We start from the raw sequence: 21,768 nt of genomic DNA, 5'->3' as shown, positions 1-21,768 counted from the left end.
CAGAAAGCGCTGTGTGCGTACTACACAACGGATGGCGAACTGACGGCGGCAGACCTGAAACGGGCGATTGCCAGCGAGCTGCCGGGGTACATGATCCCGTCGTATTTCGTGGAGATTGAGCGCCTGCCTCTGACGCCGAACGGGAAAATCGACCGGAAGGCGCTGCCGACGCCGGAAGGGGGAGCAAACGCAGGCCGCGAATACGTGGCGCCGCGCACCGAACTGGAGGCGAAACTGGTCGCCATCTGGCAGGACGTGCTCGGGCCGGTCACGATTGGCGTAACGGATAACTTCTTCGACCTCGGCGGGCACTCCCTGCGGGCGACGACGCTGGTCAGCAAGGTGCACAAGGAGCTGAGCGTGAACCTGCCATTGCGCGATGTCTTCCGGCACTCGACTATCGAAGCGATGGCCGAAGCGATCAGCCAATTGGAGCGGCAGGAATACCTCTCCATTCCGGTTCTAGATAAGAGGGATCACTATCCGCTTTCCTCCGTGCAAAAACGGCTGTACATCCAACAGAAGATGGAAGGCGCCGAGCTTAGCTACAACATGTCCGGCATGACGGTTCTCGTCGGGCGCTTAGAGCGGAATCAATTCGAGGCGGCGCTCAAAGGATTGATCGCTCGTCACGAAATTTTGCGAACCGGCTTCGAAATGGTCGATGGCATACCGGTACAACGGATTTATCCGGACATGAAGTTCGCCGTCGAGTATACGAAAGCGACGGAAAGTGAAACGAAGAGCATCGCAGCCGGCTTTGTGCGCGTCTTTGATTTGGAGCGGCCGCCGCTACTGCGTGTGGGCTTAGTGGAATGGGAAGCGGAACGGCATCTGCTCATGCTGGACATTCATCATATCGTCACGGATGGCATGTCGATGGGCATCTTCGTCGAAGAGCTGCTGCGACTGTATAACGGCGAGAATCTGGAACCGCTTCGGATCCAATACAAGGAATTCGCTGCTTGGCAGCAGTCCGAACCTGTAAAAGAGCGGCTGAAACGTCAGGAAGCCTACTGGCTGGACGTGTTGGAAGGAAAACTGCCGACGCTTGAACTGCCTACGGACTTTGTCAGACCTGCCGTTCGCAGCTTTGAGGGAGATGTGCTGCCTTTCAGCATCGACAAGCAGATGACCGACAGCTTGCAGCGCATCGCCGATGAGAACGGTGGCACCCTTTATATGGTGTTATCGGCGGTCTATTCAATCCTGCTCAGCAAGTACTCGGGACAAGAAGACTTCATTGTAGGTACGCCGGTTTCAGGTCGCACACATGCCGACCTGGAGCCGCTCATCGGAATGTTTGTCAACACTTTGGCGATTCGCCATTATCCGTCCGGGGAGAAGACGTTCCTCGCTTACTTGAACGAAGTCAAAGAAACGATGCTGGGGGCCTACGATCACCAGGATTATCCGTTCGAGGAGCTTGTGAAAAAGCTGCAGGTTCCGCGAGATCAAAGCCGCAATCCTGTATTCGATGTCGTGTTTGCTCTGGAAACCAAGGAAGATAACGTTCAAAACTTCGGGGATATCAAGATCGAATCTTATCCGGAAACACATACGGTTTCCCAATTTGATCTAACCTTGGTCATTTCGTTGCTGGATGAGGGAATGAACGGGCAGTTTGAATATGCCACCAAGTTGTTCACACGCAATCTGATCGACATTTTCGCTCAGGACCTGCTCGTAATCATCTCTCAAATTTGCGAACAGCCTTCGGTGCTGTTGAAGGATATTTCCCTGAACGGGCAATCCGAACAGGAGCAAGATGTGCTAGAGGCCATTGATATTATTTTCTAATCCCTTACCCGGCTTGGGTGTATGCCGTATTTCTCTCGGTATGCATCCTGCCGGGTGTTTTCTTCCAAATGAAAGTGAAAAATCCACCACAGGAATCTGCCGTCAAGTGCCGCCGAGTAACAATTTCGATTTAATGGAAAATCAACAAAATACTTTTTTCATATTTTTATTCTGCATTATCTATAAGATAGCGTCTATCTAACTGAAGAAGAGTGTATCGCAAGCTATTTTCGACGACAAGAATTGAGCTAGGGTTAATATAATAGAACCGTGGAAGGAAACATCTATGAAAAAAACAATATCGCACTAACACTTTCTTTAGTGTTTACTTTACTAATCGGTAATCCAACAATAAGCTTTGCCAATAATTTTTCGAATACGGTCGACAATGGAAAAGTTGAGAATGGACGAGTGCTGATTCCATTACGTGCTGTTTCAGAGAGATTCAATTCAGAAGTGATCTGGAACCAGGCAAAAAAAAGCATTACGATTATTCATGGCAATCGAGAGCTATTGCTGCATGTTAATTCTCGCACTGCTTTATTAAATAACGCTGCTTTCAAGCTTGATGTGCCAGCAAAAATTGATAAGGGAACAACTTATGTACCAGCTCGTGTTTTTGCTGAGGCCTTTGGCGGAACAGCGCTGTGGTCCGAGCAAGAACGAAAAGCAACCATTACGATCGGACTGCAACAGGTCTTTATCCTTACAGAGTCGCTCAAGCCTTTGAGAATGAGTCAGGAGAGAACAAACGTGCTTAATACAAAGTTAATTGAAGCTACCGATCTCTCAAGCTATTCGCAAATTCGAACATATTTCAGACCTTTTTTCACGGACTCATTTATAAACAAGATTATTCACATTAAAGGAATTAAAAATAACGCTATACTAACAAAAAAGGCCGATATTACCTACGACAGCACCACAGCGGCGAGAATGCACCAATCAGCTTATTTTGAAAGTGATCCTATCAATCTTGAGCTCGTTGATCGTTATGTATTTTATAAGTTTGTTGATAACCAATGGAAGGTAGATGATGTGAACGTGGGCAGACAAATAATTGAGCCATAGTACGGATTAGCAGTTCATTGATCCTCTGTTTGTATATTTTCAAATCTAAATCTGTTAGGATAAATTTTCTTGCAAAAGGTGTAGCGTTAATTACGCTACTCTTTTTTTAGCTGATTCTAGGACAAGTTCTTTTGGAAGCGTTCAAATTTTTTCAGTTTTAAGATGTGAAAAGAACGATTCAATGCATGCATTGTCAAGCAGTTTCCACGTCTAGAATGACTGCCTAGTATTCCAATCCTTGTGAGCTTGTTGCTCGTGATTGAGGAGATCCTGAATCGCGGATAGATAAACAAAGCGATCACCTGCCCGAAAATTAGGTAATGTCGGTTACCAATTTACGCAAAGGGGCTTCTTCATAATCCGATAAACACGCTTATGGTTGACATGAATCCCTTCGCGTTTCAAAGCAACAGTCATACGCAGATAGCCAAAGTACGGATGTAGTCGTTATAAGGCCATTATATGTTCTTCTGGTGACTGCTCTTGCAACCTGCGCGGTTCTGAAATCTTATTACGCCACTTATAATAATCTGCACGTGATACTTCAGCCAATTGTAAGAGTCAACCCAGGTATACCTCACGCTCATCTCCTCGATGCTTCAAACTTTTACTGGTTTGTGATGATTGACCTCCTTTAATGACCATTAGACGGATGAGCAGAAGTGACACGATCATCCACGCAGCAAACCGGATCTTAGATTTCTCGCTTTGAAATGACAGGATAATGAATACGATGCCGAAAACCAGATTCTCAGCGGTGATAATGTGCCAGACATACGTAAATGTTATCCGTGTATCCAAGGCTATATTATTCACTAAGAGCGTCGGCAGTACAGCGGATTGCCCGTTCCATGCGTGCGTAACAGCAAAAAGTATTGCAAGAACGCCGGCAATCAAACAATAATAATTCTTAATTCTTACGTCCATCACAATCCTCCTTAGTTATTTCTGGTTCCTTCTTGTGAAGATCCCGGTAAATCTCCCGAACGGACACTGCCAGCTGCTGGTCACTTTCATGATTAAAGTCTCTTAGCGTGTTAACTGCTATGTCGAGCAATTGACTGACCTTTTCAAGATGTGCGATTTTCTTGCGTGTTTCAGCTTTCTTGGCATCAAGAAATTCAGCGACCTCATGGCAATAAGCAGGATCTACACTCTGCATTCTATAGAACTGAAACTTCCCCTTGATTTCTTCTAGAGAAAAGTCCGCATACTGCATGATTTGAATATTCAACTCCAATGTCAATCGTTTTTTACTATCTTTTTGCATGCGGTATCCATGCAACTATGCTGCCCGCTACTTCAATAAAAATAATTAACAACACAGTTTAACAAAGCCTATTTAAAGAAGTAATGAAATAAGAAAGGTAATGGGTTACAATTCCAAAAAAGGACTTGAATAAGGGCAGCGTTAAACGAAATTCCTGATGAAAGACTATAAAAAACGACAAAACTTAGTAAGGGATGATCATCTTGAAGCATAACGCTCAATTTACAGTATACGAAGGGCAGGCCAACTACATTATTAGCAAGATGGAACAAGCCGTAGGGAAGTTACAGATAACGGAAGAAAGTATCAAATTTAATTCATACAAAGTGACTATGATCCAAGAATCCTTTGAAATAAGAAGAACAGATATCAAAAAAGTTGAGAAGAAAAAAACGATGTACATAATGCGAAACAAACTAAAGATTTATTTGAAGAGCGGTGAGGACTATACAATATCAACATGGGAACAAGAAAAAATATATAACATATTAACTAAAGACGATAAAGGCAAAGAACAGTTGAAAGCTTATCAGGAAAGTTAGGAACTACGTATAACAACATATATTCACGCTTCGGGCCACTCGGCACTCGGGATCAGGTGGACACATCTGCGAGGCAACTGCGCTTCGCGCAGCCGGTTCGATCGGATGGCCTCGCCTATCTTTTCATACCTTAAGCCTCTCGACGTCGTGAATACAAGAACGTTATATGAAACCAATCGAAAGACTTTTAAGAAAGGGGTAATACAAAGATGATCATAAGGGAAGTAACGCAAAAAGATGCAAGTCAATTAGTTGTTTTGCATAAAAAATTAGATAAAGAAACGAAATATATGTTATTTGAGCCTAATGAAAGAGAAGTGGAGATTAGCAACCAATATTACGCGAGTGGAACTAACAGTTATGACGCATAATGATAATGGAATAAAATTATATAAGGAGATGGGATTTGAAGTAGAAGGGATAAAGAAAAATTCGATAATAATTGATGATAGATTAGTAGACGAGTACTACATGGCAAAGATTTATTGAGCTAACTCTGAGAAGTGGCTGGCATCATGTTTCTCATCTATTAACGCTAAAGATGAATCCTTTGTGGGGTACTTCTGAGATTTTCTAATAGTGATCGTGAAAGACAGAGACACTATTCGTTCATAATATTATTAAATATCCCATTTTTATTGGTAGTTGACTTATGAGGGGTATTATGTTATTTTTTGTTATGTATTTTTAATTAGATTAGATAGACCATGTCAGAGATAGGACTTAACTTTTGAAGTAAAATACTTAATCGTTGTTAAGGCACGTTAAGTGTTTAATTGCAAACTATGTAATATGTAGTGCGAGTGAATTCGCGCGAATGGGCGAAGCTATGCTCGTTGGCGATTTTTGAGCTTTGATGCTTCATGTATAAGAGAAAAGAGTTTAAACTTAATAATTCATTTAGAAGTAGAACTAGGCATCGATTGTTGGTCATGAACTAACAGTTTAATCCTAGTTTTTTTGCGTTAATGGACTATTTCCACAGATCTTCAGATATTACGAGGGAGGCATTTGGTAGAGAAGACAATCTGACGAACGGTCTTCTTTTTTTATTTTGGGCTCGGAATTTTGATGCATGCTTATGGTCAACGTTATACAACTACCAAACTTGTTACATTAACTAGCAATACGGTCTATGAAAAAAGAGCGGATCTGATAGGGGAAATATTAATGTGGTAGGCGAGTTGCTATTCACCGTCGTCATAGGGGCTGTAGCCTTTTTATTTCCGGTTATGTTTCCAAACTTACTTTCTTCCACGATTTAAACATATGTCTTTGTATTTCTGTACATGACGGGGCCGGTCAATGGGATTTTGAACGCATATCCGACATTGTTGCGGTGTCGCATTTTATGGAACTGTATAAAGGTGCTTTCTGCTGAAATAAAGCAGCTTCAGGCTAATGAAAGGTGGGGAATAACCGTGTTTTGGATAATTCGTTGGAATTATCCATACAAAATGTTGGGTATGTTTATGACTCAAACTGTTAACATATCCAAGTTTATTTGTGATCAGTTCAAGTATCTCTAGAAAGGGGAACTAGCCTTGATTCAAAATAATATTTTAAATCTTGTAGGAAATACACCCTTACTAAAACTTACGATGTCAGAACTTAAGCAGCTCAATATATTCGCAAAGCTGGAGATGTTTAATCCAACGGGAAGTGTGAAAGATCGAGCAGCTTCCTATATCCTTGAAAAATTGATAGAATGTGGAACTATAAACAAAGACACAGTTATCATTGAGTCTTCTTCTGGTAATTTTGGACTTGCTCTTTCGGCGGCTTGTCGTTGGTTAGGATTAAAGTTTTATTGTGTGATTGATAAAAATACAATGCCTGACAATGAGATGTTGATCTCTGCATTAAGCGATAAAGTATTCAAAATCACGGAACCAGATGAGTATGGGGGATATCTTCTAAATCGGATCAAAAAAGTAAAAGAGTTGGTAGAGAATATTCCCAACTCTTATTGGATCAACCAGTATGAGAACCCGTTAAATGCCGAGGCTTATTATCATACACTGGCTAGTGAACTAATAGAGTCTGTAAAAAAGATTGATTATGTATTCATGGGGGTGAGTTCAGGGGGTACGATAACTGGGGTTTCTAACCGTATTAAGGAGTATTTCCCTGAATCGCGAATTATAGCTGTTGATATTTATGGTTCGGTAATTTTCGGGTCACAACCTAGAAAAAGGAGTATTCCGGGAATTGGATCTAGCAAGTACCCATTGATACTTAATAAGGCCAAAATTGATGATCATGTAATGGTTAGTGAGTTGGAGACGGTTAATATGTGCCAGCGTTTGCTAAAGGAATATTTTATTTTGGCAGGGGGGTCTTCGGGGTCTGTAATGTCAGCTATCTTAAAGTACTTCACACAAAATTTACCCGATCGCGAAATCAATGTAGTTACAGTTTTCCCGGATCGTGGAGATCGATATACAAGCACTATCTACAACCCGGATTGGAAATTGACTAGTGAGAAGGAGATTGAACACGTTATATCTAAATGAGAAGGAACTTATAAGCATAGGAATGGAGGGTGAGCCATATAACTTCTCAATCAATCGGAACTATTGGGACAGGCACGATGGCAAAAGTTTAGCAGCAGACTGCATACTTCCTCTATCACAAAAAAATGGCTTATGCCGGGAGATTAGATTGTAAAAGAACGATCTGCAGTTGAAAGAGTCAATGCGTAGGACTATCAATACAGGAGCATATACTTCGCCCATCATCATGCACAAGTAGCATTGTCAAAGAAGATAAGTATTGTTAACCAGGAAAAGGGTTCTGTTCTGAACCGAGTCCCCTATCTGCAGCTTCCAGTTTTTCCATCAAGCATCGAAATTCTCAAGCGAGATTTGTGTATTATTCCCAGGGCTTCTCGATGATTTTGTCTTTGAAGCTATCCATAAAAAATGGAGGATGATGACAATGGTGTTAGTTATTGCAAAAGTTATTGCATACTTCTTCCTTTGGACGCTGTACTCGTACAGCGTACATCGGCTAGCACATATTCCCCATAAGAAAAATTTCTTATATAAAATTCATATCGTACATCACCGTGTCAAATATGGGGATTCGAATTGGCCCGAGTTTTCAAATTATTTCTTCTGGTTCGGAAGTTTTAAGGCTTCGCTGGATATTTGGCTTACTCTGACGTTACCCTTAATTGTCCTCGTCTTCATCGACCCGGTTCCAGGGGGCATATTGTTAGGATTTCATTATGTTTATGAAGTGTTTTTGGCTGGCAAGGTAGTCGATCACAATCCAAGGATAAGGGGTATCATCACCCGATGGCTGTCGATCGGCGCCTACCATTTAAAGCATCATGATCTATATAAGTGCAACTACTCTTTTTTCATTACCTTGTGGGATCATATCTTTCAAACAACCGACAAGAAATTTTTGGGGGTACGAGGTGCGAAGGGGAGAAGAGAAAATCTTGATGAGAGATACTGACCAAAAAATAACTGTTCATATTTCCGCCTTTTAAAGCAGGCAGTTATTTTGCCGCCTAATGCTGTACCATGAACTCGGTATTAATTCTGCTTAATAATGTCTTAGGTCATCTGTCATTCCAGACGTTATATTCTAGAAGTTAACCGGCAGGAACTCGCGCCTATTCTGATAAGGAAAGGTTTGAAAATTCGTGATCATACCTCATTATGCTGATTATCATTATCCGCTAAGTCATCCTCAGAAGAGAATCTGGTATACCGAAAAACTATATCCCAATACTAATATTCATCATATTTGTGGTATCGCAAATATCTATGGACAGATAGACGCGGATATGTTGATGCAGTCGATTCGGTCGGTCATCGCTGGCAATCAGGTATTTCGGTTAGTCATCTCAGAGGAAGATGACGACCCCATGCAGACCGTATCCAAGGATGGTAAGCACGGGCTGCAGTTTACGGATTTTAGCACAAAAGCCAACCCACAACAAGTGTGGGATCAATGGTTGCAAAATCAACTTCGTCTGCCGCTTTCGCTAGATGGACAACAACCCCTTTATCGATTTGAAGTGTACCGGCTAGATGAGAAACATTACGGTATTTTTGCCAAGATACATCATTTGATTTTTGACGGCTGGTCGCTTCCACTCCTGACGGCAGAGATTTGCAACCATTATGAGCGGTTATTTCGCGGCGAGGATGATGCGATACAGGAAGATCAAACGTATTTACAGTTGATAAATCAAGAACAGAAATATGCACAATCTCCTCGTTTTGCGAAGGACCGTGCTTATTGGTACGAAAAGTTTCAGACGATTCCTGAGCCTGTTTTTCATATGGGCTCCGACCGACTTGAAGCGCAGCGGGCATCCTATGCGCTGGACAGGGAAATCACTTCGTCCATACATGATTGGACACAAAAATATAACTGTTCACTGAACGATTATTTTGTTCTATTAATGAACCTCTACATATTCAAAATGTATGGTCAGACAGATGTAACGATAGGTTTGCCTGTATACAACCGTTCCGGTCCAGCAGATAAACAAACTATTGGCATGTATACAAGCACAATGCCCGTACCGTTCCATATTCAACCGGAGGCTGCGGTGTTGGAGCTGTTATCCGCTGTCAAGCGCGAAATTCGCACCGGTTATGTTCACCAGAAGTATCCGTTCGACTTGTTGATGCAGGATTTACAGTTGAAGAAAAGAGGCTACGAATCCTTGTTCCAACTGTCGGTCAATTATTATCCATTTGTACCGAGCAATCAATTACTTAATCAGCCATTCGAGGTCATACAATTGCATTCGGGCTATCAACAGCTTCCATTGCAGTTGGTGATAAAGGAATGGGCAGAAGGAGAGTTGATGCTGGAATTTGATTATCGATGCGCCATATTCAGCAAACAGGATATAGATCTAATGTTTGATAGAATAATGAGGATCGCTACGCAAATCATGAATCATCCGCAACTGATGATTCAGCAAATTTCACTTTTATCGGAAGACGAGCGGTATAGGTTGTTGGTTGAATTTAACGATACAACGCAATCGTATCCCGCAAACCACAATGTTGTGGAGCTGTTTGAACAACAAGTGCAATTAACGCCGGAACGCATAGCTATCAGTATGTATACCAAGACATGGAACTATCAGGAACTGCATCGGCAGGTTCTGCGACTAAGTGTACGCTTGCGGCAGCTTGGCATAGGTTCCGGGCACAAGGTGGGTGTGTACGGAACGCATTCGATGGAGCTGGTGGCCGGAGTGCTGGCTATTTTGAAAGTCGGAGCTGCCTATGTGCCTATCGATCATGCATATCCAAGCCGACGTATTAATGATATTTTGCAAGATAGCACCCTAAACTGTATGGTACTGAATCGGGAACTGCCAACGGATGTGGATTACAGCGGGACTATTCTTTGGCCGGAGCAACAGGATGAAGATGACGCAGCAGTTTGGAACATTACCGGACCGTCGGCAGGTCCGAGTGAACTTGCTTACATGATTTATACTTCCGGTTCAACCGGCAAGCCGAAGGGCGTTATGATCGAACACAGCAATCTGACGAATTACATCTGGTGGGCTCATAAGGTTTACGTGCGGCAAACACCGGAAGTCTTCGCTTTATATTCTTCATTGTCATTTGATTTGACGGTTACGTCTATCTTTACACCGTTAATAGGTGGGCATGAGCTGAGAATTTATAGTGAATCAGACCATGGTTTTGTATTGTATGATATCTTGCGAGATAACAAGGTTACTGTACTGAAACTGACGCCTGCGCATTTGTCTTTACTACGTGAGCAATCGTATACACAGAGCTCTATACGCACTCTGATCGTAGGCGGTGAGAATCTGAACACCTCAATCGCCAAGGAAATAAATGATTGCTTCGGTGCAAATATTCATATTTATAATGAATACGGTCCGACGGAAGCTACGGTAGGCTGTATGATTCATAAATATGACCCCCTAGAGGATACTGACGTTTCTGTACCGATCGGCAAGCCGGCGGCTAATGTGCAGTTGTATGTGCTGGATGAGCATTTGCAGCCTGTACCGACAGGCTGCATTGGAGAATTGTTCATATCAGGTGAAGGAGTGGCAAGAGGTTACTGGAACCGGGAGCAATTGTCGGAAGCAGCCTTTGTACCAAATCCGTTTCTTTCGCAGCAAAAGATGTATCGGACAGGCGATTTGGTCCGTTTTACGGAGCGCAATCATCTGGAATACATGGGCCGCAAAGACCGTCAGGTCAAATTGAATGGGTACCGTATTGAAATAGGTGAAATCGAAACGGCATTATTGGAAATTGATGAAATTTCCAATGCAGCCGTGCTGGGATACCGGATGAACGATGCGGAGCATACCGATCAACAGACTGTAAATGCAGTGAAGAGTGACCAACGAAGTAAGCTTTGCGCCTATCTGATAATGAAAACGCCTGTAGAACTGGCAATGATCAAAACAAAACTTGCCGCCAAGTTGCCGTTGTATATGATTCCACAGCTAATTGAAGTGAACGAAATCCCGTTAACGATTAATGGGAAAATCGATTTTTCCAAATTACCAGTGCCGATAATGGAGCTAGAAGTATCTGTGGAGTCAAACAAGGACGAGCTTCAGTATCTGTATTCAGTGGAACAACAGTTGTTAACCGACACGCTGCAACAGCTTTTGAATATTCCGGTTGTACGATTGGAGCACGAGTTTTTTCAATTAGGTGGCGATTCCATTAAGGCGATTCAGCTATCTTCCAGAATGAAAACAGCAGGATATGTCCTAAAGGTCAATGATATTCTGACATATTCGCGAATCGGCGATATGGTGGCTTACCTTGTCAAAGATAAAGGCGCAGACCAGGAAGATCGTCATCGAATAGCGGAGGGGGTCTTGAAGCGTTCTCCCATACACGAATGGTTTTTTGATCAGCAATTGACTCAGCAGGATTATTATCATCAATCGGTACTATTGTCGCTGGATGCCTCGGTTACATTGGAAATGATAGAATCGGGCCTGCAAGCGCTAATTGTTCATCATGACAGTTTGAGATTAAATCTGAATGATGATCGTGTTCTTTTTTATAATCCTGTTCATCTGGATCTTCCTCTTCAAGTGCAACAACTGGATTTGTCGTCCTTGTCGTATGATCAGCAGCTGGAGAGGATCGAAGCGGCGGGCAGTACATTAAAATCGTCATTTGACTTGCAGTCTGATCTGCTGTTCAAGGCGATTTTTTTTGAACTCGGGAGTCAAGGCGCAAGGTTGCTGCTAACAGCACATCACTTAGTAGTTGATGGTGTTTCTTGGCGTATCTTACTGGAGGACTTGATTACCATCTTAACGGCAAAGAAAGACGGTCGTGAAGCTGTACTGCCAGCTAAAACATCATCCTACCAGCAATGGACAGAGGAATTGGAACACTATGCTGCTTCGTTGACTTCCACAAGCATATCTTACTGGACCGAAATATTTGATGACTGGAGTGGAGGAAACGCACCGAACGTCCGAGCGGTGGAAAATCGCCACACAGCTACCGTGACCAAACAGTTAAGCGCAGATTGGACGAGTCAATGGCTGCTTCGCGCCAATTCCGCGTATCACACGGAACCAGTTGAACTGCTAATTATCGCACTAGCACAGGTAGTGCAACAACTGGATACTGGTTCTTGCATTCTGCTGGAGCTGGAGGGACATGGAAGAGAGAGGTTTAGCGAGGCTGTGGATGTATCTCGAACGGTAGGCTGGTTCACAAGCATTTTCCCAGTTCGTATTGAACTGCCTGCCGCTGATCTAGAGCAGCAGATCAAACTAGTCAAGGAACAGCTACGCAGTGTGCCGAATAAAGGTTTCGATTATTTGATAAGTCGGCATTTACAGCCTTCATCCATTCTTTCAATGTTAGAATCACCAATCGGGCAGATGATCCGATTTAATTATCTTGGTGATTTTGTTGCCTTGTCCGCTCCTGGTCTGTTTGCACTGGCGGAAGAACAGACCGGTCATAATAATGGGCTGTTCAATGCCTTTTCGGTCCGACTGGATGTTAATGCGATGACGATTGGAGGCCAGCTTCGCCTTTCGGTGACTTACGTAAAAGAACACTTTACTACGGAAGCGATGGATCAGCTAATTCATGCCTGGCATGACCAGTTGATTGCCATTATCACACACTGCACAGCCCGGCAGTCGGCAACATATACGCCCTCTGATTTTGAGACGATCGGGCTGGATCAAGCAGAGCTGGATTCTTTGTTAATAGACTGATTAAATTTGTATATAGAAAGGAATACTTCCATGTCAAACAACTCGTACTACAAGGAAAAATTTGAGAATCTGGAAATGTACCAACGCTTGATTCAGTATTGGAGTATTTTGTTTGATAGACGTGAATCAATGAACATATTGGATAATATGAACTTTAATGTTCATCTCTTTCCAGAAATCTTCACCATGGACGAAATTTCTGCTTTGCATCAGATAGAGCCGGGTTACACATCTCCCGACGGTTATACCGAGATGAATGCGTTGATCCGTAGACTGGAGCTGGCAAGACTGTTACAGAATGCCCCCCAGCGGGCGGATATTAGCCACAGGCTGGTAGAGCAAGCCGGTATAGGCTGCGGGAACGGCTGCACCAATGTGATGAACGGTGTTATTAATTCAATTTTGAAATTAAAACAAGTTGAAAAAGGGCTGGAGCATCCGGAAGTGATTCTGATTTTGCCCAACTATACGGTCTATGCAGCCCAACTGTCGAATCTGAACGACAAGGCAACCTCTAAATACGTATATACACAACGAGAGAATAATTATCTGCCCACCAGTTGCGAGATTCGTAATGCGATTACACCCTCTACAGTCGCGGTAATCATCACCTACCCTAACAATCCTGCCCAATCTACCTATGAGGGCGAGAATGTAAGGGAGTTGCAGCAGATCGTAGAATTATGCCAGGCCAATGAGATTTTCTTGGTGGTAGATAATATCTACCAGGACTTGATCTTCCCTAAAAGCCGCGGCTTTACAGAAATTTTTAATCTGACGGATAAGCTTGATTACGTGATTAAAGTATATGGTTGTTCCAAAGATACACCGTTTTATTCCGGTTTCCGTACGGGATACTGGTTTGGTGATCCGCGGATTGACGAGAAATACAAATATTTTATTTCATCGATGGAAAATAGCATGAATACCCACTCGTTGGTCTATTTTGCGCTCAATCTGTATTTCAAATATAAGCTGATTACCGGAGAAGAACCGGCGCTGGAGGATATGAAATTATTTGACCAGGGATTATTCGGCTGGAGTCAGAATGTGGATGAACATCTATTGTTTAAAAAAATGCAGGAGCTTAAGCTGTTTGCGAAATATCAATCCCGCATTCAGCTTTCGGATAACATACAGGCCGATGCGCTTCGACGTGTGACCGAGTATGTGAAAGGATCGAAAGTCTTTGTAGATTATACCAATCAACAGATTGGCAATGTATTCTTCATTAAAGTGAATCCCGAGTACCGGTTTGACAATGATGATGAATTCTTCAAGAAGCTGTTTTATGAAGTGAACTGTGGCATTCTTCCCGGCAATGTATTTGGTATTTTGCAACGGCCTGATGAAATTTGGTTCCGTATTACTCTGATTCATGACCGTGTGGACAATATTATTCGCTATCTAAGCAAGATCGAAGACGTTTTTGCCCATTCAGCAATTATTTAATCACGCAAACATATGGGAGGTTAGTATGGCCCAAAAGGTAAACAATCAGAACATTGAAGATATTATTGCGCTGTCGCCTACACAGGAAGGCATTTTGTTTCATTGTTTAAAAGAACCAGAGGTGCCGCTCTATTTGAGTCAAGTGGCATTGCATATTACCGGTGAACTGGATGCAGAAATATTGCAGAAGGCGCTGAATTGGATGGCAGTGGATAATGACTGTCTTCGCTCTGTCATTCGCTGGGAGAATCTAAGTCAGCCTGTTCAAATCGTATTAAAGCAGCAAAAGTTGATCCTGAGCCAAGAGGATCTGTCCACCTTGTCTCCGGCCGATACAGAAACCAGGTTGAGTGAAATTAGACGTCGTGAGCAGAATAACGGCTTCGATCTCACAAAAGGTCCGCTGCTGAGGACTGTATTGTGCAAGAAAGATGCGAATAGCTATACCATTCTATTGCAATTTCATCACATTATACTGGATGGCTGGTCATTGGGGCTGTTTTTGAGTGAATGGCTGCAAACCTATGAATTGCTACTACATGATCAACATGTAACCCGCAGCAGTAAGCCTGCCTATAAGGCGTACATCAAATGGCTGCAACAATATGATCATGAGCAGGCTCGCCAATTTTGGCAGACCGAATTGGAATCTTTAAGCTCGTATACGAAACTGCCGTTTGCGCAGCAGACGAGAACACAGGGTGGCGACATTCATAAGGTAGAAATCGATCTTCATAGCATTTTTCCTCAAGTAGAGGAATTCTCGAGAGCGTATAGCGTATCGGCCAGTTCTATAATGAATGCTGCTTGGGCACTTCTCTTGCAACGGTACAACGACAGTAATGAGGTCGTGTATGGCCTGACCGTTTCAGGCCGCCCGGATGTACTTCCTCAGGTGGAGCGGATGATAGGTTTGTTCATCAATACCATTCCTGTCATTGTAAGTGAAGCTGGTGATTTGTCGATAATTGATTATATTCGACACATACATAATAAGCTAATTCACTATAAAAAGTCCGAAAATCTACCTCTAAGCGATATTCAAAGTATTTCCCGGATGAAAGGCACGGAGACGTTGTTTAACCATATTCTGGTATTTGAAAACTACCCTCTTGATATGCAATTGCTGCAGGGCTCTTTTAGCAGCTTCAACATTATCGGATATGAAGAAAACGAGGTTAATCATTACGATTTGACCGTATCCTTCCTGCTGGCTGGAAGGCCGATGCTGAAGCTGGAATATCATTCTGATCTGTTCGAACAATGGATCGTTCACAAGATGGGAGAGCATTTTATTTCGATATTGCAACAATTCATGAATCAGGCTGAACTGCCGGTTGCTGGAGTGGAGCTATTGACGGAAGTTGAGAAACAACAACTGCTGGTGGAGTTCAACCAGACGAACCGAATGGACCTGAAGCAGGACAAAACCGTATATCAATTTTTTGTTGAGCAGTCTCAAGCCACGCCCGAATATACAGCTGTGGTCTTTCAAGAAAGCAGGCTGACTTATTGTGAGCTGGCCCAACAGGCAGAGAGGCTGGCTGGTTTTTTGCGTGATCGGGGAGCAGGCGAGGGCAGGATTATCGCTTTGCTGATGGACTGGTCGACTGATTTGATTACCGCCATTATGGGAGTGCTTGGTTCGGGGAGTGCTTATTTGCCGATTGATCCAAGTTATCCGGAGGAACGTATTCGTTATATTGTCGAAAGTAGCAAGGTTAGCATTATTGTAACCATGGAGCAGTACCAGGAGGTTGCTGCTGCGATGGTTAGGTCTACAGTAGTGCTGGAGCAGGGCGACTGCCGGCTAGTTGAGAATACTGCCGCCGGTCAATCAGTTGCAGCAGATCATGGGGGCGTTGATTTTCCACTGGCGTATGTCATTTATACATCTGGTTCAACTGGTACGCCCAAAGGTGTAATGATTGATCAGCGTTCTTTCACTGAATTTATATTATGGACGCTAGAAGAATATGATCATACCCCAGGCTATCAGGTGCTGTTGTCCAATTCCTACGCATTTGACAGTTCCATTCAGCAGATTTTCTCGCCGCTTGTTTCAGGTGGAACATTGCACTTGCTTCATCCGGACGTACGTAAGAATGCCGACCAGTATATGGACTATTTGCAGAAACACCGGATTAACAGTATTGATGAAATACCAGTGCTGATGAATATGCTGGTGGAGCAAGCAGAAGAACGGAGCGAGCGCCCTGTATTGCCTGATCTGACCTCATTGTCTCTGGGCAGCGAATATGTGCCGATCAGTCTGGTGCGCAAATGTCGCGAGATATTGAATCCTACCGGGAAAATTATTAACGGTTACGGCCCTGCGGAGACAACGGTAGAAACAAGCACCTATCATTTTGACGGTAATTCTGAGCATGAGATTTCATTGATAGGCAAACCGCGTTCTAATCTAAAAATATATATAGTGGACCGGAACAACCGCCTGTGCCCGATCGGCATTCCCGGTGAAATTTGTGTTAGCGGCACAGGGCTGTCGCGCGGATATTTGGGCCAGCCGGAACTCACAGCCGAGCGCTTCATTCCGAATCCGTTCAGCGATATTCCTGGAGATAAAATGTACAAAACCGGTGATGTGGGCCAGTGGCAAAAAGACGGCAATTTACAGTACCTCGGTCGTGTGGATAATCAGGTTAAAATCCGCGGTTATCGGGTAGAGATCGGAGAAATTGAAGAAGCATTGCTACAGCACCCGCAAATTCAGGATGCAGTAGTCGTGCTGCAGGGAAAAGCTCTGAATAACCCTGTATTATGCGCTTTTCTTAAATCTCGAACAGAGCCATCAACAGCGGAATTGCGGCAGTTCTTAGCGGATAAGCTGCCGAGTTATATGATCCCCTCCTTTTACCAATACAGTGAAGCCTATCCGTTATCACCGAACGGTAAAATTAATCGCAAAGCATTGGAAAACACTGAAATTGTTCGCACGGGTGAAGACTACAGCGAACCGCGTCATGAATTGGATCAGAAGCTGGTTGATATCTGGAAGAATGTGCTGAACCTCTCCCATGTTGGGATTCAGTCTAACTTTTTTGAACTTGGCGGAAATTCAATTCAGATTATGCGGCTGTACAACCTGCTAAAAAAAGAACTGCCTGAAATAAAACTAGAAATCAGTGATCTGTTTTCCTACAACACTATTGCTCAACTGGCAGATTATATTATGCAGCCAGCTGATGACATTCTTTCGGCACCCGAGAATAAAAATCGATTGGAACAATCTGTGCAACCGGGCGAGGGTAAGGAAACTTCGAAGGCCGGGCAGGATATTGCCATCATTGGTATCGGAATCCACCTGCCCGAAATAGATGGTCCGGACCAATTCTGGGATATGCTAGTGAACGGTCAAACGACCATCAGGGAAATTCCCTCATCCAGAAAATTGTTGGACCCTACCGGTTATAGGGATAAAAATTATTTGCGCTACGGTTATCTTGAAGGGATCGATGAATTTGACCCGCAATTTTTCGGTATTTCACCAAAACTGGCCAAATCAATGGACCCTAACCAACGTATCATGTTGGAAACGGCCTACCATACGCTAGAAGATGCCGGTTATACACGCGAAGAACTGCATAATCGTCCGGTTGGTGTTTTTATGGCAGGAATAATTCCGACGTATTATCAACACCTGGATCTAAAAATAGATGAGTTAATGTCAAGCAATTTGCCTGCTAATCTGGCGGGAAGATTATCGTACCATTTCGGTTTCAATGGCCCTTCCATGGTGATTGAAACGGCTTGTTCGTCTTCGTTGACAGCGGTGCATACAGCAGTACAGGCTTTACGAAACGGAGAGTGTGAGCTGGCACTTGCCGGCGGCATCCATCTGGATATTGAGCCGATTGAGCGTGAACTTGCTATGGAATCTAATATTGTTTCACCTAGCGAGTGCTGTCGGGCATTCAGCGAACAGGCGGACGGAACAATCGGTGGAGAGGGCAGCGTATGTATTCTTCTGAAGCCATTGGAGCAAGCGGTACGTCATAACGATCGTGTATATGCAGTCATTAAAGGCAGCGCTATTACTCAAGACGGTGCAAGATCGAACGGCATCACTGCCCCAAGTCCTGATGCCCAGGCTGAAACCTTATTAAAAGCTTGGAGCAACGCTAATATTGATCCAACAACGATCTCTTATATCGAAGCGCACGGAACAGGAACCCGGTTGGGCGATCCGATTGAAATCAAAGGAATTCAAAAAGCATTTATGCAGTATACGGATCGTAAGCAGTTCATCCGACTCGGTTCGCTCAAGTCCAATGTAGGCCACCTTGACAGCGCGGCGGGATTGGCTGGACTAGTCAAGACGGCGCTGAGTTTGCAGCATAATGAGTTGCCAGCTTCACTCCATGCCACACCACTAAATTCGTTAATTCCATTTGAACAGACACCTGTCCTTGTAAACGGTACATTAAGTTCTTGGCAGTCAGTCGCTGGAGAGCCGCTTCGTGCCGGTGTGAGTTCATTTGGGCTGAGTGGTACGAATGTGCATATAATTCTGGAGAAATTCGAACCTCAATCGGTGTTGGACGGTCCACAGAATGGACCTGATCCGGATCAAGTGCAGCAGATCCCGTATCTGTTCACCTTATCAGGTTCAACTCCTGCAATTGTACAACGAAAGATAGACGGACTGCGGCAGCATCTTATGCATAATCATCAAGCTGCCCTTGCGGATATAAGCTATACGTTGAACTGCCGGCGCAGTCAGGATAATTATCGGTTCGCTGTGGTCGCTCATACTCGAAAGGAACTCATCGAACGGCTGGAACAGGCTGCTGAAATTCACGCCCGCCATGGACAAACAGAGGCAAGGGCCAGTCTGTGGCTGCAAGATTATATTCCGGGTGCAGAGCGGCTTTACGATCAATTAGTCCTGACAGGCTGGATAAACCGTGAGCAACGAGCGCAATACGATGAGTATATTGCTGCTTCAAGTGATGACCCGCAGCTTCGGGCCAGAGCGATCTATGCTTCATTTCTGTACGCTATCGTCAGTCTATTGCAGGCAACAGGACTGAACTACGAGCTGAGTGGAATCGGCATTGGAGCAGCGGTCTCTACTGTTATGCAGAATAAAGGAACACTGGCAAATGTTACAGATGCCGCGTTGCATACGAGCTTAGCACAATACAATACGAATATGAATGAACAGCAATGGTTTGCACATAGAGGCATCCTGCTGACTGCAGGCGCAATACCCATTCATCAGCTTCTTGACACAGCATCCCAATCCGCCGAGGGTTCGTCCATCCCTCCCCAGCAATGGGAAGCAGATGTGTTCGGTTTCACACAGGGGGATCACCAGTTGCTGACGGTACTGTCACATCTGTACAAAGCAGGCTGGAACCTTGATTTGACACCAATTCAGACGGGCAATGTTGTTTCCTTGCCTGTCTATCCATTCGAACGCAAATCATACTGGTTCGATATGAACACGACAAAGCGCAAAGCGCTTGAAGTTCGTCATCAAGAACAACAGGAAACAGGTGCCGTAACCAGTGAACTGCTGCATCGGCTGTATTGGAAACCGACTCAGCTTCAGCGTGAGCGCAAGCATTTATTACAGGGCGTCTTGCTGATAGTTGGCGAACACTCTGACTGGCAGGAACAACTGGCGAATAAATTCCGCGGTGAGGGCATGGATGTTGTACAAATGTATTTCAGCCCTCAATATCGTCAGTTAGAGCGGCAGGTCTATGAAGTGAATATAAATGAAGAAGATCAAATCGCCGACGTATTGAAGCAATTAAGAGACAGCGGCCAAATTGTCAATACATGCATTCATATCTCATCCAGTCAACCGTTGCAGGATCGGATGGTTACCGACAGGAAGCAGTTGTCTGCGGTGGTTGACGGGATACTCGCACCTGCCTGGTATTTGACGAGGCAGCTTGCGCTGCATACGGCTGCCACACCGGCGCGGTTGTTCCATATTACTAGAAATGCGGACAAGGTTGCATCTGGAGATGCCATTGTTGACCCGCTGCAAAGTTTTATCGTATCTCTAAATCGCAGCGCCAATCATGAATATCCGTTACTGGAGTCGCGTTGCATTGACCTGGAAGCGTCGGAGTGGGCGAAGGATGTCTCATTACAGCATATTTATAACGAAGTATGCTGGCATGATGAAACGAAAGAAGTGGCCTACCGGCATGCCACTCGTTATGTTCGGTATTTGAAAGAATCTGTTCCTTCCAAGACAAAGCGGGAGTTGTTTCGCAATGATGGTGTCTACTTGGTTACAGGCGGAACCGGAGGCATAGCGACAGAAATATGCCGTGAGATCGCAAGCAAATATCGTGCCACTTTCGTGCTGCTGGGACGTACCCGCGAAGAGAATATGAGCCAGCGTCAGCTTGCCGATATTCGTGCCCTGGCGGAGCTAGGCGCTGATGTACAGTATTTTGCGGTTAATATTGCAGAACGCAATGAGTTGGAGTCAACCGTTGAGCGAATCTCCACCCAATACGGCAACGTCGACGGGGTTATTCATGCAGCAGGTGTACTAGGGAAGCGGGTTTCGCTGCTAGAGGCAAGTATGGAAGATTATCAGGATGTATATGAAGCTAAAGTCTATGGGACGGTACTTCTGGATATGCTGCTGCGTGAACATATGGTTGATTTTTTTATGACCTTCTCCTCTGTAGACGCTATATTGTCAGAGAAAAATCTGGGACCCTATACTAGTGCTAATCATTTTATGGATCAATATGCGTTGCAACAAAGACAGCTTGGCCGGCAGTTTATTTCTATTCAGTGGGGAGGATGGCAATTTACCGGGATGGGAAGCAAGAACGAAGAGCTGCAGTCCTCCCATATTCATGAAATTGCCCGTTTATCTCCACTTATTCTGGGTTATGACCGCAAGCAGGGGATTGGGGCATTTTGGACGATTACCGGTGCGCGGTCCAGTCATTTAATGGTGACTGGATTGGATGAGCAGGATTTGCAGGCGCTGGACAAGCAGGCGTATTTCAAACTGGAGCCCGATCTTAGGAAAAGGATGAATGCCTCATCTGCCAAACCATCCATAGCGGATATCAGCCTAGAGAGTATTGAGTCTACGGTTGCGCGTGTCTGGACCGAAATGTTGGAGATGGAGCAGGCTCCAGATGTGAACGAGAATTATTTCTCCATCGGTGGCGATTCGATTCTTGGAATTGATATTACTGTGCAGTTGTCGCAAATCTATCAGTTGCAGCTAGATGCGAACACGCTATTCCGCTATGATACGATTCGGTCATTAAGTAGATTTATCCATGAACAACTCCAAGATGTTAAGCCGGCATCCAAAATTCGGTCTTCCATTCCGAAAGCTGTTCCGATGAATCAGGAATAAGAAACTGCATGAAAGGAAG

General features: G+C 44.2%; 12 protein-coding genes and 1 pseudogene. 10 read left to right on the top strand and 3 right to left on the bottom strand.

Translation table 11 applies throughout. The features are described 5' to 3' along the window. Together BP95_RS0110375 and BP95_RS0110370 are read left to right on the top strand one after the other, a co-directional pair. Positions 1 to 1,800, top strand: a 1,800-nt coding sequence (locus tag BP95_RS0110375; RefSeq protein ID WP_028532102.1) for a condensation domain-containing protein, incomplete at its 5' end; no start/stop codon positions are given. Between the two features lie 270 nt (positions 1,801 to 2,070). After that, positions 2,071 to 2,871, top strand: a complete 801-nt coding sequence (locus BP95_RS0110370) for a copper amine oxidase N-terminal domain-containing protein (protein ID WP_028532101.1) — start codon at positions 2,071 to 2,073, stop codon at positions 2,869 to 2,871. Positions 2,872 to 3,015: 144 nt separating this feature from the next. Here BP95_RS0110370 and BP95_RS34520 read toward each other — a convergent pair. From BP95_RS34520 to BP95_RS0110360, 3 genes and pseudogenes are all read right to left on the bottom strand, one after another. Further along, a pseudogene (locus BP95_RS34520) lies at positions 3,016 to 3,432 on the bottom strand (IS3 family transposase); the annotation flags it as partial. After that, positions 3,433 to 3,798, bottom strand: a complete 366-nt coding sequence (locus BP95_RS30095) for a hypothetical protein (protein WP_021255776.1) — start codon at positions 3,796 to 3,798, stop codon at positions 3,433 to 3,435. Then, positions 3,782 to 4,141, bottom strand: coding sequence for a MerR family DNA-binding protein (locus tag BP95_RS0110360; protein WP_175460848.1), 360 nt, complete (start codon positions 4,139 to 4,141; stop codon positions 3,782 to 3,784). The genes BP95_RS30095 and BP95_RS0110360 overlap by 17 nt, the downstream gene beginning before the upstream one ends. 203 nt (positions 4,142 to 4,344) lie before the next feature. Between BP95_RS0110360 and BP95_RS0110355 the strand changes: the two genes are divergently transcribed. The 8 genes from BP95_RS0110355 (at position 4,345) to BP95_RS0110320 (ending at position 21,749) form a co-directional block, all read left to right on the top strand. Further along, positions 4,345 to 4,683, top strand: a complete 339-nt coding sequence (locus BP95_RS0110355; RefSeq protein WP_021255778.1) for a PH domain-containing protein — start codon at positions 4,345 to 4,347, stop codon at positions 4,681 to 4,683. Positions 4,684 to 4,892: 209 nt separating this feature from the next. Continuing rightward, positions 4,893 to 5,054 carry a hypothetical protein gene (locus BP95_RS34395; RefSeq protein ID WP_021255779.1) on the top strand — a complete coding sequence of 54 codons (162 nt, stop codon included), beginning with the start codon at positions 4,893 to 4,895 and terminating at the stop codon, positions 5,052 to 5,054. Further along, a complete protein-coding gene (locus BP95_RS32380; protein WP_331281222.1) occupies positions 4,990 to 5,172 on the top strand; it encodes a GNAT family N-acetyltransferase in 183 nt (60 codons plus the stop codon). The genes BP95_RS34395 and BP95_RS32380 overlap by 65 nt, the downstream gene beginning before the upstream one ends. Positions 5,173 to 6,227: 1,055 nt before the next feature. After that, on the top strand, positions 6,228 to 7,199 hold the full coding sequence (sbnA, locus tag BP95_RS0110340; protein WP_021255781.1) for a 2,3-diaminopropionate biosynthesis protein SbnA: 972 nt from the start codon (positions 6,228 to 6,230) through the stop codon (positions 7,197 to 7,199). Positions 7,200 to 7,614: 415 nt separating this feature from the next. Continuing rightward, complete coding sequence (locus BP95_RS0110335) at positions 7,615 to 8,151, top strand: sterol desaturase family protein (protein WP_268632018.1); 537 nt, start codon at positions 7,615 to 7,617, stop codon at positions 8,149 to 8,151. 190 nt (positions 8,152 to 8,341) lie between these two features. After that, on the top strand, positions 8,342 to 12,922 hold the full coding sequence (locus BP95_RS0110330) for a non-ribosomal peptide synthetase (RefSeq protein WP_028532098.1): 4,581 nt from the start codon (positions 8,342 to 8,344) through the stop codon (positions 12,920 to 12,922). Between the two features lie 30 nt (positions 12,923 to 12,952). Next, positions 12,953 to 14,374, top strand: coding sequence for an aminotransferase class I/II-fold pyridoxal phosphate-dependent enzyme (locus BP95_RS0110325; RefSeq protein ID WP_028532097.1), 1,422 nt, complete (start codon positions 12,953 to 12,955; stop codon positions 14,372 to 14,374). Positions 14,375 to 14,399: 25 nt separating this feature from the next. Then, positions 14,400 to 21,749, top strand: coding sequence for a non-ribosomal peptide synthetase (locus BP95_RS0110320; protein ID WP_028532096.1), 7,350 nt, complete (start codon positions 14,400 to 14,402; stop codon positions 21,747 to 21,749). Positions 21,750 to 21,768: the final 19 nt, after the last annotated feature.

This window comes from Paenibacillus sp. UNC217MF (assembly GCF_000686865.1).
Classification (GTDB): domain Bacteria; phylum Bacillota; class Bacilli; order Paenibacillales; family Paenibacillaceae; genus Paenibacillus_B; species Paenibacillus_B suaedae.
This window is presented reverse-complemented; position numbering and strand designations above follow the sequence as displayed.